Annotated in this window: 12 protein-coding genes and 1 tRNA gene; 6 read left to right on the top strand and 7 right to left on the bottom strand. The window is 66.5% G+C overall.

From position 1 onward, the window contains the following. The first annotated feature begins 77 nt into the window (after window positions 1–77). On the top strand, window positions 78–1,805 hold the full coding sequence (pgi, locus tag B0I08_RS11750) for a glucose-6-phosphate isomerase (protein WP_245884771.1): 1,728 nt from the start codon (window positions 78–80) through the stop codon (window positions 1,803–1,805). 114 nt (window positions 1,806–1,919) lie between these two features. Here pgi and B0I08_RS11745 read toward each other — a convergent pair whose 3' ends face one another. Beyond that, complete coding sequence (locus B0I08_RS11745; RefSeq protein ID WP_106213072.1) at window positions 1,920–2,816, bottom strand: helix-turn-helix transcriptional regulator; 897 nt, start codon at window positions 2,814–2,816, stop codon at window positions 1,920–1,922. Window positions 2,817–2,933: 117 nt separating this feature from the next. Here B0I08_RS11745 and B0I08_RS11740 point away from each other — a divergent pair, with 117 nt between their 5' ends. Beyond that, the gene (locus B0I08_RS11740) at window positions 2,934–3,671 is read left to right on the top strand and encodes an SDR family NAD(P)-dependent oxidoreductase (protein ID WP_106213070.1); all 738 of its coding nucleotides are present in this window, start codon (window positions 2,934–2,936) and stop codon (window positions 3,669–3,671) included. Window positions 3,672–3,777: 106 nt separating this feature from the next. Beyond that, window positions 3,778–4,527: an MBL fold metallo-hydrolase gene (locus B0I08_RS11735; protein WP_106213068.1), complete on the top strand. Its 750-nt coding sequence runs from the start codon at window positions 3,778–3,780 to the stop codon at window positions 4,525–4,527. 69 nt (window positions 4,528–4,596) lie between these two features. Here B0I08_RS11735 and B0I08_RS11730 read toward each other — a convergent pair whose 3' ends face one another. The 4 genes from B0I08_RS11730 to B0I08_RS11715 all read right to left on the bottom strand — a co-directional run bounded on the left by B0I08_RS11730 (window position 4,597) and on the right by B0I08_RS11715 (window position 7,256). Further along, a complete protein-coding gene (locus B0I08_RS11730) occupies window positions 4,597–5,139 on the bottom strand; it encodes a YbhB/YbcL family Raf kinase inhibitor-like protein (RefSeq protein WP_106213066.1) in 543 nt (180 codons plus the stop codon). Between the two features lie 135 nt (window positions 5,140–5,274). Then, window positions 5,275–6,471, bottom strand: a complete 1,197-nt coding sequence (locus B0I08_RS11725) for a glycosyltransferase (protein ID WP_106213064.1) — start codon at window positions 6,469–6,471, stop codon at window positions 5,275–5,277. 152 nt (window positions 6,472–6,623) lie between these two features. After that, window positions 6,624–7,085 (bottom strand): SRPBCC domain-containing protein, encoded by a 462-nt coding sequence (locus B0I08_RS11720; protein WP_106213062.1) that lies wholly within the window; start codon window positions 7,083–7,085, stop codon window positions 6,624–6,626. Between the two features lie 80 nt (window positions 7,086–7,165). After that, window positions 7,166–7,256 (bottom strand) — tRNA-Ser (locus tag B0I08_RS11715). 79 nt (window positions 7,257–7,335) lie between these two features. Here B0I08_RS11715 and B0I08_RS11710 point away from each other — a divergent pair. The 3 genes from B0I08_RS11710 to B0I08_RS11700 all read left to right on the top strand — a co-directional run bounded on the left by B0I08_RS11710 (window position 7,336) and on the right by B0I08_RS11700 (window position 11,291). Continuing rightward, window positions 7,336–8,211, top strand: a complete 876-nt coding sequence (locus tag B0I08_RS11710) for an SGNH/GDSL hydrolase family protein (RefSeq protein WP_106213060.1) — start codon at window positions 7,336–7,338, stop codon at window positions 8,209–8,211. Between the two features lie 75 nt (window positions 8,212–8,286). Beyond that, complete coding sequence (gene radA, locus B0I08_RS11705) at window positions 8,287–9,651, top strand: DNA repair protein RadA (RefSeq protein ID WP_106213058.1); 1,365 nt, start codon at window positions 8,287–8,289, stop codon at window positions 9,649–9,651. 161 nt (window positions 9,652–9,812) lie between these two features. Then, complete coding sequence (locus tag B0I08_RS11700) at window positions 9,813–11,291, top strand: MFS transporter (RefSeq protein ID WP_106213056.1); 1,479 nt, start codon at window positions 9,813–9,815, stop codon at window positions 11,289–11,291. A 339-nt stretch (window positions 11,292–11,630) separates the two neighbouring features. On the opposite strand, the gene B0I08_RS11695 is transcribed toward B0I08_RS11700, so the two are convergent. Next, on the bottom strand, window positions 11,631–12,038 hold the full coding sequence (locus B0I08_RS11695; protein ID WP_106213054.1) for an SseB family protein: 408 nt from the start codon (window positions 12,036–12,038) through the stop codon (window positions 11,631–11,633). Between the two features lie 184 nt (window positions 12,039–12,222). Further along, on the bottom strand, window positions 12,223–12,882 hold the full coding sequence (locus B0I08_RS11690) for a hypothetical protein (protein WP_106213052.1): 660 nt from the start codon (window positions 12,880–12,882) through the stop codon (window positions 12,223–12,225). Window positions 12,883–12,893: the final 11 nt, after the last annotated feature.

Genomic DNA, 12,893 nt, shown 5'->3' with positions numbered 1-12,893 from the left:
ATAGGCTTGGCGAGGTCCGCCTCGCAGCGATGCGGGAGTCGCGGACCATGTACCGTTCCGGCATTCAGGAGAACCCCGTGACCGAATCCGCCCCCGTTGATCCCACTTCTAGCGACGCCTGGAAGCAGCTCGCCACAATCGCAGAGGGCTTTTCACCCGATCTGCGCGGATGGTTCGACGCGGACCCCGGACGAGCCGATCGGTACACCTTCCAGGCGGCCGATCTCACCGTCGACCTGTCCAAGGGCCTTCTGACCGAGGAGATCCTGGGTCACCTCGTGCAGCTGGCGATGGATGTCGACATCGACGGCCGCTTCCAGTCCATGATCGCCGGCGAGCACATCAACGTAACGGAGGACCGCGCGGTTCTTCACACGGCGCTGCGTCGCCCCAAGGACGGCGCGGATCTGGTTCCGCCGAAGGGCTTCGTTGTTGATGGACAGGATGTCGACGCCGACGTTCACGCGACGCTCGACAAGGTGTACGCGTTTGCCGAGAAAGTCCGGTCGGGCGAGTGGACGGGTGTAACGGGCAAGCGCATCGACACGGTCGTGAATATCGGAATCGGCGGCTCCGACCTCGGACCGGTGATGGTCTACGAAGCACTCAAGCCCTACGTGCAGTCGGGCCTCGAGGTGCGGTTTGTCTCGAACATCGACCCGACCGATGTCTACGAGAAGACGGTCGGCCTCGACCCCGAGACCACGCTGTTCATCGTCGCATCGAAGACCTTCGGCACGCTGGAAACCCTCACCAACGCCCGCCTGGCCCGCACGTGGCTGTGGGACCAGCTCGGCGCTGCCGGTGCACTCGCCGACACCGACGAGGCCCGCAAGGGCGCCGTTGCCAAGCACTTCGTTGCGGTGTCGACCGCCCTCGACAAGGTTGCGGCGTTCGGCATCGACCCCGAAAACGCGTTCGGCTTCTGGGACTGGGTGGGCGGCCGCTACTCCGTCGACTCTGCCATCGGCACCTCCGTCATCATCGCGATCGGCCCGGACAACTGGCGCGAGTTCCTCGCCGGCTTCCACGCCATCGACGAGCACATGCGCACTGCGCCTCTCGAGCAGAACGTGCCCGTTCTGATGGGCCTGCTCAACGTCTGGTACTCGAACTTCCTGGGGGGGCAGAGCCACGCGGTTCTGCCCTACGCGCAGTACCTGCACCGCTTCCCCGCCTACCTGCAGCAGCTCACGATGGAGTCGAACGGCAAGAGCGTCCGCTGGGATGGCTCCCCCACAACGACAGACACCGGCGAAATCTTCTGGGGCGAGCCGGGCACCAACGGCCAGCACGCTTTCTACCAGCTCATCCACCAGGGAACCCGCCTCGTTCCGGCCGACTTCATTGCGGTCGCCAACCCCGCCCGTCCGCTGAAGGACGAGACCGGCGATGGAGCGGGCGTCGAGCCCGGCCAGGATGTGCACACGCTCTTCATGGCCAACTTCTTCGCCCAGACGAAGGCGCTCGCGTTTGGAAAGACGGCCGACGAAGTACGCGCGGAAGGCACCAAGGAGTCCGTCGTGCCCGCACGGGAGTTCAGCGGAAACCGGCCGACCACGTCGATCCTCGCCCCGGCCCTGACGCCGAGCGTCGTCGGCCAGCTGATCGCGCTCTACGAGCACATCGTCTTCGTCGAAGGCACGATCTGGGGCATCGACTCCTTTGACCAGTGGGGTGTCGAGCTCGGCAAGCAGCTCGCGCTGCAAATTACCCCGGCGGTTCAGGGGGATGCCGCTGCGCTCGACTCGCAGGACAGCTCAAGCAAGGCGCTCATCGCGAAGTACTTGGAGCTGCGCGACTAGCTCCTCCACGATCGTGGCGTTGTGCCGCGCGTTCGGCGCGCGGCACAACGATCCGCGCAGTCACGTCCGTCGGCGCAACCGCTCTACTCGGCGTGGTCACGTCAGTCGGCGTCGTCACGTCATGTGTGAGACGGCGGAGGAGACGGCGGACACTCGGAGGAAATCGAGCTTCTCGGCGGCTTCAGATCCCGTCGCCGCCGTGTAGGCGACGATACGCAGGTCGGTACCGGCAACCGTGAACACGTCGCAGTCGACCTCGATGTCGCCGACGATCGCGTTGCGCACGACCTTTCGTTCCGACTGGTGTTCGCTCACGTCACCGCTCGCCCAGAGCTCCTGAAACCGCGGGCTCGTTGCAAGAAGGTCCTTGATCAAGGCCGTCACTCCCCGATCACCCGGGTAGCGTCCGTGCACTCGCCGCAGGTCGGCAACCAATGACGCCTCGAATCTGGCGGTCGCACCCGAGCGACTGAGGATCATCGGGTCAGTCTGAGCAGGTCCCGGTGCGCGGAAATGCACACGCAGCAAGTTCGGACGAACAGATTCATCCGCCGACGGTTCGCCGATCAGCGCTCCCCACAGGGGACTCCACGTGATGAGGTCCCACGCGGCGCTGAAGACGGCGATGGGTGTTTCGCCGAGGCGCGCGACGAGACGGGACACCCCCGGCGGGATGTGCGTGGGCACTTCACCGGGCGAGGGCGGCAACAGCCCGGCAAGCACAAAGAGGTGGTCACGTTCCGCATCCGACAGTTGGAGTGCCCGGGCAAGCGCTGAAGCGACCTGGGTGGAGGGCCGTCTGGCTCGGCCCTGCTCGAGGCGCACCAGGTAATCGACGCTGACCCCGGCGAGTGAGGCGAGCTCCTCACGACGCAGGCCAATCGCACGCCGCGCGGCACCGGCACCGGCACCGGCACCGGCACCGGCAGGAAAACCCACATCGACGGGCGACAGCCTGTCGCGCCAAGAATGTAGGAGCGATCCGAGATCTCCGTGCGCGGCATCCACCATCTATCAAGTGTGTCAGCGCCGGGCGCGTTCAGGCTGGTACTGCCAGTACCCATGCTGGGCAGTCCACGTGCTGGGCCGGGCCACGACAACCAGCGAATCCGCGGGAAGACTCGAACCATGACAACAACTGCTGCAACAACGACTGCCGTAACAACAACTGCCGTCACAACGACACTGATCACCGGCGCCAACAAAGGCCTCGGATATGAAACCGCCCGCCGCCTCATCGCGGCCGGGCACACCGTCTGGATGGGATCCCGCGACCAGGAGCGGGGACAGCGCGCCGCTGACGAGCTCGGCGGTCGCTACGTTGCACTGGACGTTACCAACGACGCATCGGTCGCGAGCGCGGCAGAGACCATTGCCGCTGAGGGTGGGCTTGACGTGCTCATCAACAACGCCGGGATCACCGGTCCGCACAGCGCCCCCGCCGACCTGACCGGCGACGATGCGCTGCAGGTCTTCAACACCAACGTCATAGGTGTGGTGCGAACGACCAACGCATTCCTTCCCGCACTGCGCCAGTCGACGGCGCCCACAATCGTCAACGTGACCAGCGGACTCGGATCGTTCGCCACCGTGCTGGATCCCGAACGCCTCGAGTCGCAGATCGTTGCACCCCTGTACACGTCGTCGAAGTCCGCCGTCACGATGCTCACCGTGCAGTACGCCAAAGCGTTCCCGGAAATCCGCATCAACGCCGCAGACCCGGGCTACACGGCGACGGACCTCAACGGCAAGAACGGCACCCAGACGGTGACCGAGGGAACCGACGCGATTGTTGAGCTCGCCACCCGCCAAGGACAGGGCGCGACCGGAACATTCATCGATCGCGCGGGAGTCGTCCTGTTCTAATCGCCACGTCTTAGTGGAACCGCTGGGCGACGCGATCGCTGCGCTGCTCGTTGGGCGCCCGACGCAGGGGTGACAATGGCGAGAGTGGCTGGGTACCGTAGCCACCATGAGACTTGGGCCCTCCCTCCACCGCATCGGCAGCGACATCATCGCCGTCTACCTCATCGACACCGCCGACGGAGTGACCGTCATCGACGCCGGTCTTGCGGGCCACTGGCCTGAGCTGGTGGCCGAGCTCGAATCCATGGGCCGCACCCTGAGCGATGTGAAGGGTGTGGTCCTCACGCACGGCGACTCCGACCATGTCGGTTTTGCGGAACGCCTGAGGCGCGATCACGGGGTGCCTGTCTACGTGCATCCGGCGGACGCAGCGCGCGCGAAAGGCGGCGATAAGCCCTCGATCGCGCGTCAGCAGATGAAGCTGGGCGCCGCGCTATCGTTCGTGGTGTACTCGTTGCGCAAGAACGGCCTGCGCACAACCCACCTCACCGAAGTTCACGAAGCTTACGAGGGTGACACACTCGCCCTACCCGGTTCACCCCAGATCATCGGGCTACCCGGGCACTCCGCTGGCAGCATCGCGATCTATGTGCCGCTGGTCGACGCCGTATTCGTCGGCGACGGTCTCACGACGCGCCACGTGCTCACCGGCCAGGTCGGTCCTCAACCCGCCCCCTTTACGGATGATCCGGATCAGGCCATCGCGTCGCTGCGCGTGCTCCTGCCCACGGGCGCACAGTGGGTACTGCCCGGCCACGGCGCTCCCTGGAGCGGCGGCGTCGCGGCGGCAGTGGCTGCGGTAGAGGCCGCTGCAACGGCGGCAGCAGCACGAGCCGCGCGAGCAGCGCGACGCTGAGACCTCCCGGCATCCGCCTGGCCCGCCCGTGAATTTATGATTGCGGGCCAGGCGATAGTGGCCGTCACGTTATTCGGCGGGGATCTCTCCGGTCGCGACGAGGGTGGCGCGGCCGAGGATGTGGGACGCGACGTTGAATCCGAGGTTCGCGGGCGTGGCCTCGGCGGGTACGCCGATGTCCTCGACGTCCAGGGCGTGGACGGTCACGAAGTAGCGATGCGCGCCGTGACCCGCGGGCGGCGCTGCTCCGATGAAGCGCGCGGCGCTCGCGTCGCCGGCGAGCTGGAACGCGCCTTCGGGGAGGCCCGAGCCGGTGTCATCGCCCGCACCCTCGGCGAGTTCGGTGACGGTGGCCGGGATGTTGGCGACGGCCCAGTGCCAGAAACCTGACATCGTCGGAGCGTCGGGGTCGTACATGGTGACCGCGTAGCTTTTGGTGCCCTCAGGCGCACCAGTCCAGGACAGCTGAGGCGAAACATCCTGTCCGCCGGGAATGCCGAAGGCTCCAGAGAACTGCGCTGCGGAGAACGGCTGACCGTCGGCGATCGTGCTGCTGGTGACGGCGAAGCTGGGCACCTCAGGAAGGCGCGCGAACGGGTTGTTGGCAGTCATAGGAATTCCTTTCACATGCAAGGCCGTTCGGCCTCACAGATCGATCACACTAGCAACACCCCCCTGCTCGTCACCTTCGAACGCCTCTGGGACACCGCCGGCGCGCTGGCCAACCTCGACCAGTAGCAGTCCTCGTTAGGCTGCGGCCTCGTTGATCCCGATCAAGCCGCTCACGACCCCGGCGTACTCGGAAATCATGCGCTGCCGCCCGAAGCGATCGCGAGCAGCGAGACTGAGGTCGCGAAGCTCCTGTCGCCGGTCGAGCGCGCTGCCCCAGGCCGCAGCGATGTCGGCCGGGTCGTGTGAGGTGACGAATCCAATGCCATGCACCGTCCGGGCAGAGTCGCCGACATCGGTGGTGACGGGCGTCGCACCTGACGCAGCGCCTTCGAGCAGGCAGAGAGGCGAGGCCTCGCCAAATGCGCTCGTCAGCGCGACGACGTCCGCGACCTGGTAGATCGCCGGCATGTCATCGCGGATGCCGAGCGCGTGCAGGTTCATCGAACTGGTGACGCCCGACTCGTTGAGAAGGGCACGGAATGCGTCGTTCTCCAGCGTCATTCCCGCGCCGCACATCACGAAGTGCGTCTCGGGGCGGTGCTGCGACATCACAACTGCCGAACGCAGGAAAAGCCCGGGATCCTTCATCGCGTCGAACCGGGCAGCGAAGACCACGACGGGCGCCGCTGCGGGTATCCCCAGCCGCTGGCGTGTCGATGCCTGCTCGCTCTTCGTCCCGGGCCGGAAACGGTCGGTGTCGATGCCATTACTGATGACGTATCGCGCGGTCCCCGGCGAAAGATAGGGGTCGTAGGCGTCGCTGGTGGACTGGGCGCACGAAATCTCCGCGGTCAGCAGCCCCTTCATCGACGCCTCGGTGAGCCAGGACAACGCTGGCCCCGAGTGGGTCGGGTCGGAGCGATGCAGGCTCACTGCAACTGGAATGTTGGGCATCAACCCGCGCTCGTGCAGAGCCAGCAGCAGCCCGAGCGGCTGTTCCTTCAACGACAGAATCACGTCCGCCTGCCGAACGGCTTCCGCGGCGATGCGCAACTGCCGTTCGGTGAACGCGGAAGGATCAGGCGCGTGCGCCCCGGCAACCCGCCCCAGCGTCGCCACGTCGATGCCCGCCTCGGTCAAACGCACATAACGCGGGTCTTTGTGCAGGTACTGAATGGACGAATCGCGGCGCGCAGCCGACGCGATCGACAACACGGTGTGCTGCTGATCACCCCCGCTGTGCAATCCGGCCACAACATCGGTATGGAGGATGCGGGCCCCACCAGCAAAAAAACCTTCGTAAAGCGACAGGACTCGGATGGGTCGGTTCATCGCACGGCCTTTCGAACGGGAAGCATGGACATGCCCGCGGCGAGGCCGTGAACGCCTCAGAGCGCGTCCGCCGCTCGGCGACGTTGCCGTTCGGACAATGCTGAAGGCTGTTCAGGCGGATGTCGATTAACCAGCGATGTGCATCAGATGAACTACTGGGCAACACCCTCAAGAAGCATCGCGAGCTCGTCGAGTTCGACGTCCCAGCCCTCTCGGTTCTGCTCGAGACGGTCGCGACGGTAGCGCGTGCCGCCAGGGATAGTGTCGAAGCCGGACTCGACCACCGTGACATCGGTCCCGGCATCCGCATCGACGATCGTAAAACGCACGTGGGTTGAGTACTCGTCGAGCTGTTCGGCGGGGATTCCCGACCAACGGAAGCCGAACGAGTCGCCGGGCACCACCTCGGTGATTTCGATCGGGAAGCTACCGTAGTCGTCCCAGTCGATGCTGCCGGTCGCCCCGGCCTCGAGCGCGGCGAAGCCGACACCGTCTCCGAACCACTTGACCATGACGTCGGGGTCGGTCAGCGCCTCCCAGACGCGCGCGCGGGAGGCCTCGATGTGCACGGTGCGGGTCACGGTGTGGCCCTGGATTCTTGCGCGATCTGACACGGTGTTTCCTTCACGTTCGAGTGGTCGGGGAGCCGGCGAAATAACAAAAGCTCCTCCCGGAGGAAGAGCTCTTGTTGATATGGCGGAACCGGTGGGATTTGAACCCACGGTGGGCTCAACACCCACACAACTTTTCGAGAGTTGCACCTTCGGCCGCTCGGACACGGTTCCGTAGGCGAGTTTAGTACACGCGGGGAGCCGATTTTGTCAGTTCCAGCCGTTCTGAGGTTCGGTAGGTAGAGTTTGCGGGGTGAAGTGGATCTATTCCGGGCTCGCCGCCGCTACCCTCGCATTGGGTGGCGCGAGCTACGCCCGCTACCTGCATCGTCGCCGGGAGGTCTGGAACGAGCGCCTCGCCAACGCAATCCCCGTCAACTCCAAGTGGTGGAAGGACTACCACCTGCGCGATGGCGACATCCTGTACGCCGCAATCGGCGACTCGACCGCGCAGGGCATTGGCGCGAGCAAGCCGGGCCGCAGCTACGTGGGCGAGCTTGCCAAACACATGCGGAAGGTGACGGGCAAAACGGTGAAGGTCGCGAACTTCGCCGTGAGCGGCTCGACCGTGCGCGGCGCGCTGCTTCAGCAACTCCCCAAGCTCCGCAAGATCCAGCCCGACATCGTGACCGTGTCGATCGGCGCGAACAACATGGCGGACTTCAACGCTGAGGTGTTCGAGAACGACCTGCAGCGCCTGTTCGACGGACTCCCCGAGCACGCGATCATCGCCGACCTACCCTCTTTCTACTTCCTGCCCGCCGAGAAAAACGTCATCATCGCCAACGAGATCGTGCACCGCCTCGCCTCGCGATTCCACTTCCCCGTCGTGCCGCTGTATGCGCGCACCAAGCGTCAGGGGCTGTGGGGCGTCAGCACGCAGTTCGCCGGCGACCTGTTCCACCCAAACGACCGAGGGTACGCCGTCTGGGCTGCCGCTTTTATTCCGACGCTGGATGTCGCGTTGCAGAGTCTCGCCAGGGAAGTTATGGCGCACGATGCCGAGCCCGTCGCCGGCAGTGGCGCGGTCGCCGAAGGTAACGCCGTCGCCGAAGGTAGCGCCATCGCCGAAGGCAGTGCCGAGGGTAGCGCGGACGGCCGCACCGACGACAACCCGCCTGCGCACTAGGAGCGGTTCCTGGGCCTGTCCACCGGACATGCTGAGTCGTCGTCCGGTGTCGGCGGTCGCACCTAGGCTGACGGTATGGCCCGTTCTACGTCCAACTTCCGCTGCACCGAGTGCGGGTGGACCTCTCTCAAGTGGGTGGGCCGCTGCGGCGAGTGCCAATCATGGGGCACCGTGCTGGATGACGCCGAGAACGCGACTCCCACACGTACCGTCGCCGCCGTCAAGATCAGCGATGCTCGCGCGGCGAAACCGATCACCGCGATCGGCGTAGACGAGGTCACCCACTGGCCGAGCGGCATCTCCGAGTTCGACCGGGTACTCGGGGGCGGAATCGTTCCGGGCGCCGCGATCCTGCTCAGCGGCGAACCCGGCGTCGGCAAGTCGACGCTGCTGCTGGAGGTCGCTTCCCGTGCCGCGGCAACCGGCATGCGCGTGCTCTACGTGAGCGCCGAGGAGTCCGTCAACCAGGTGCGCATGCGCGCGCAGCGCACCGGCGCCCTGCACAGCTCGCTCTACCTCGCGGCAGAGGTCGACCTCGGGGTCATTCTCGGCCAGATCAACCAGGTGCAGCCGCAGCTGGTCATCATCGACTCGGTTCAGACCGTGGCATCCTCCTCGATCGACGGTCTGGCTGGCGGTCCCGCACAGGTGCGGGAGGTGGCATCCACCCTCATCCGCGTCGCGAAAGACAAAAACCTGCCCATCGTGCTGGTGGGGCATGTGACAAAAGACGGCTCGATCGCTGGCCCCCGACTGCTTGAACATCTGGTGGATGTCGTGTGCCAGTTCGAAGGCGACCGGCAAACGTCACTGCGCTTCGTACGGGCGCTGAAAAACCGGTTCGGTCCGACGGACGAGGTCGGCTGCTTCGAGATGACCGGCGACGGCATCGCCGAGGTCACCGACCCGAGCGGGCTGTTCCTGTCCCACGCCCGGCTGCCCGTCAGCGGCACCTGCGTCACGATCGCGCTCGATGGACGGCGCGCGCTGCCGGTGGAGGTGCAGGCGCTGGTGGTGAAGTCCACCGCGCCGCAGCCCCGGCGGGTCGTGAACGGCGTGGACGGGTCGCGGGTGGCGATGCTGCTCGCCGTGCTCGAAAAACGCGCGGGTTATGGCTCGCTGGCCAGTTCGGATATCTATGTCTCCACCGTGGGCGGCATCCGGTTGACCGAGCCGGGCGCCGACCTCGCGATCGCGATCGCCATCGCGAGCTCGGTGAACGAGCGGGCCATGCCGGTCACGTTCGCCGCCGTCGGCGAAATCAGCCTCGCGGGAGAGATCCGCAAGGCCTCTTCGGCGAAGCAACGCCTCGCCGAAGCGAGACGGCTCGGCTTCACCACGGTGGTCGACGCCGAGGCGCTGCATATCCGCGAAGCTATGCGCATCGCATTTACCGCCGCCGTCGCCGAGGTTGACCGCGTGAAGGTGCCGGAGTTCTAGGGAGTGAGCTTTGCGGGCGGGCCCTGTGCGGGCGTCGACTTCTTGGGCGCGAAGTTCTCGGGCGCGTCCTTCGCGGGTGTCGACTTCGCGGGCGGGCACGTCTCGGCCGTGGCCGTCTTTGGGCATCGACCGAGACCGCGATCGAGTCCTAGGCTGGCGCAATGAGCGAAATCGGATCCGCCGCCATCGCGCGTGTCCAAACCCGCACGGTCTGGACGCTCGTCGCGGGTCAGATCCTCGGTGGCCTGGGCATCGGCGCGACCGTGTCGTTCGGCGCCCTGCTCGCCGCCCACGTCAGTGGCAACGACGCCTTGTCCGGCACCGCCGCCACCCTCACCACTCTCGGGGCTGCGGCCGCCGCGATTCCGCTCGCCCGCCTTGCGCAGGCGCGGGGTCGGCGCATCGCCCTCAGCGTCGGCATCGTGATCTCCGCCCTCGGCGCGGGGGTCATCGTCCTCGCCGCGGGGCTCACGGCCTTCGCGCTGCTGCTGCTCGGATTCGCCCTCCTCGGCGTGGGCACCGCGGTCAACCTGCAGTCTCGGTTCGCCGCCACCGACCTGGCGGTCCCGAACACCCGCGGACGCCAGCTGTCACTCGTGGTGTGGTCGACCACCATCGGCGCCGTGATCGGTCCAAACCTGTCGGGGCCCGGCGAATACATGGCGAAGCTCCTCGGCATGCCGCACCTCACCGGATCCTTCTCGTTCGCCATCGCCGCCCAGTTGCTCGCCGCCGCGGTGTTTCTGGTCGCGCTCCGGCCGGATCCGTATCTGTTGAGCCAGAAGGTGGCGGCGGGGCTGGCTTCAGGGGCAGCGCCGGCATCAGAGGCGGCGAAGTCGGATGCCACGGCGCCCGCTTCCACGCCCGGTACAACGGCCGCGACAGAAGTCGAGACCGCCACACCCGGTACGACGGCCGCGACAGCAGTCCAGCCCGCCACTCCCGGCGCTACGGCGAAGCGCGTCCAGACCGCGACGGAAGTCGAGACCGCGGTGGCGAGGGATTCCGCGGTGGTGGCGGCCGCGGCATCCACCCGCCGTCTCACGATTTTTGCCATCGGGGCGATTGCGTCCGCGCAGGCCGTGATGGTCGCGGTGATGGCGATGACGCCCGTGCACCTCGTTCACCACGGGGCATCGGGCGGCGAGGTTGGGTTCACGATCAGCCTGCATATCGCCGGGATGTTTGCGCTATCGCCGGTGTTTGGGTGGCTGAGTGACCAGCTCGGGAGGTTCCCGACGATCCTGATCGGGCAGGCGCTGCTGGCCATTGGCCTGAGCACCGTTGCCCTGGGTGCGGGCAGCGCCAGCGCTGTCACGGTCGGCCTCACGTTCATCGGGCTCGGCTGGAGCGCAACCACCGTGTCAGGATCGGCGCTCATCGCGGGCCTCGCGACCGATGCCTCCCGCACGCGACTGCAGGGTCGCAGCGACCTCGTCATGAACATCGCGGGAGCGGCCGGCGGAGCGCTGGCGGGCCCGGTGCTCGCGCTGGTCGGCTACGCCGGGCTCGCGTTGGCGGCGGGGGTCATCGTTGTGGCGGTGGCGGCCGCGACCGTCGTTGTGTCGGCACGAACTCCTAGGACAGCGAACGAATTGAGCTCGACCACTCGAAGCAAAAAGTCCGCGACTGCTCGGTGACGGTTCTGGACGGCTCCGCGACCGCACGGGTGACCGCTTTGCGACCGCTCCGGGACCACTCCGGTGACGCAGCTGCGTGTTTGCGAGGCCGCAGCTAGACCGCTGGCACCAATCTCCGTCGAGGGGACAGTTGGCTACGCGTCAGGACCCGAGCCCTCATCGAGCGGGCTGTCGCGTCGCTTTTTCTCCCGAGAACGCTCGATTGCTGACCGGTGGGCACGCCGATTTCGAAGATCGCGTCGACAACTGGCCACTCGGCGCGCCAAACAGAGGGACGCGAGTTCGGCGGCCGAGCGAACGTAGCCCAGCGTCCCTACCGAGACCGGCTAATCGGCGCAGCTACTCCGCGCGCGGCAGCTCGAGGGCGGCGATGACGTCTTCCGGGGCAGCCTGCATGGCGTGCGGCCCGGCGACGTCGAACCACACGGCCTCGAGCACCCCCACGTTCTGCTGCAGGAACTCCAGCAGGGTGGCCGCGTCATACTTCAGCACCCGGTGGTCGCTCTCCTCGGGCACCATCGTGACGTAGGTCGCGGCGGACGAGAACAGCAGCAGCATGTACTTGTCGGCGTCGCCGCGGCGGAACACGCGCACCTGCACCGGGCCCTCGACGTCGAGCAGCGGCACGATGACCCCGTCGTTGCGCAGCGCCAGGGCGACCGCGACGGTGTCCTGGGCTTCGAGCGCGGACGCGAGACTGTCGGATCGGAATGCTGCGTCGTCGGCGGCGATTTCGGTGCCCTCCACGGTGTTGGTACCTTTCGTCGTTCTGAGCTGGTTCCCTACGAACTTAGTTCAGAACGAGCGGCGGTCGGCGCAAATCCGTTCTCAGCGGAATCAGGCTGGACGCGCGGGGCGCAGGAGGAGCTGGTTCAGAACGCGCTTACGTCAGAACGCGCTCAGCTCAGAACGCGCTCAGTTCAGAAAACGGTCAGTTGAGAACGAACTGCTTGGTGTCCTCGGAGGTGACACCGTTGATGATGGCCGACAGGTGGTAGCTCGCGCCCTCGCCGGTAACCGGGGTGCGTTCCGCGTCGCACGCTGCGGCATCCGACCGGGTACGGTCCCAGGGGAACGGGGTGCTGTCGACCGGAACGCCGGGTTGCAGCTCCTGCTGCAGCGCGACGGGATCCGACTGGCAGTCCTTGGACGACCAGATCAGCTCCTCGCCGCTGGTGATGCGGTACTCCTGAACGTCGGAACCGACATTCATCAGGCACGCGGTGTCGCCGGAATTCGTCACGCTGAGGGAGATCATCGGGCTGACGCCGGGCGCGTACGTCGTCGCGTCGGTCTTCGCCTCGACCGTGATGTTCTCGGCGGCGCAGACACCGTCGGCCGCTGCCGGGGGTGCGGCCGCAGCATCATCCGTCCCCTCCGCCCCATCAGAACCGTCGGCCTGGTCATCGGTCGAGACGGCCGCATCGTCGCCCGTGGGATTGGGATCGGTATCGGATGCACCGGCGCCGGGTCGCACGATGATCAGCACGATCACGAGGATGACCACGAGCGCGCCGAGTCCTACGATCAGGCGCCGACGCCAGTAGACCGTGCTGGGCTGAGGGCCAACCGGATTCTTGAACGTCGACATGGGATCAGAGT

It is taken from the genome of Glaciihabitans tibetensis, from assembly GCF_003003265.1.
GTDB classification, from domain to species: domain Bacteria; phylum Actinomycetota; class Actinomycetes; order Actinomycetales; family Microbacteriaceae; genus Glaciihabitans; species Glaciihabitans tibetensis.
Note: the sequence above shows the minus strand (reverse complement) of the source record. Positions and strands in the feature narration are given on the sequence as shown.

Coding starts and splice junctions, on each gene's coding strand:
- B0I08_RS11735 (WP_106213068.1), top strand. CDS start 3,778: ATGAGACTTGGGCCCTCCCTCCACCGCATCGGCAGCGACATCATCGCC.
- B0I08_RS11700 (WP_106213056.1), top strand. CDS start 9,813: ATGAGCGAAATCGGATCCGCCGCCATCGCGCGTGTCCAAACCCGCACG.
- B0I08_RS11740 (WP_106213070.1), top strand. CDS start 2,934: ATGACAACAACTGCTGCAACAACGACTGCCGTAACAACAACTGCCGTC.
- B0I08_RS11690 (WP_106213052.1), bottom strand. CDS start 12,882: ATGTCGACGTTCAAGAATCCGGTTGGCCCTCAGCCCAGCACGGTCTAC.
- B0I08_RS11725 (WP_106213064.1), bottom strand. CDS start 6,471: ATGAACCGACCCATCCGAGTCCTGTCGCTTTACGAAGGTTTTTTTGCT.
- B0I08_RS11730 (WP_106213066.1), bottom strand. CDS start 5,139: ATGACTGCCAACAACCCGTTCGCGCGCCTTCCTGAGGTGCCCAGCTTC.
- B0I08_RS11745 (WP_106213072.1), bottom strand. CDS start 2,816: ATGGTGGATGCCGCGCACGGAGATCTCGGATCGCTCCTACATTCTTGG.
- radA (WP_106213058.1), top strand. CDS start 8,287: ATGGCCCGTTCTACGTCCAACTTCCGCTGCACCGAGTGCGGGTGGACC.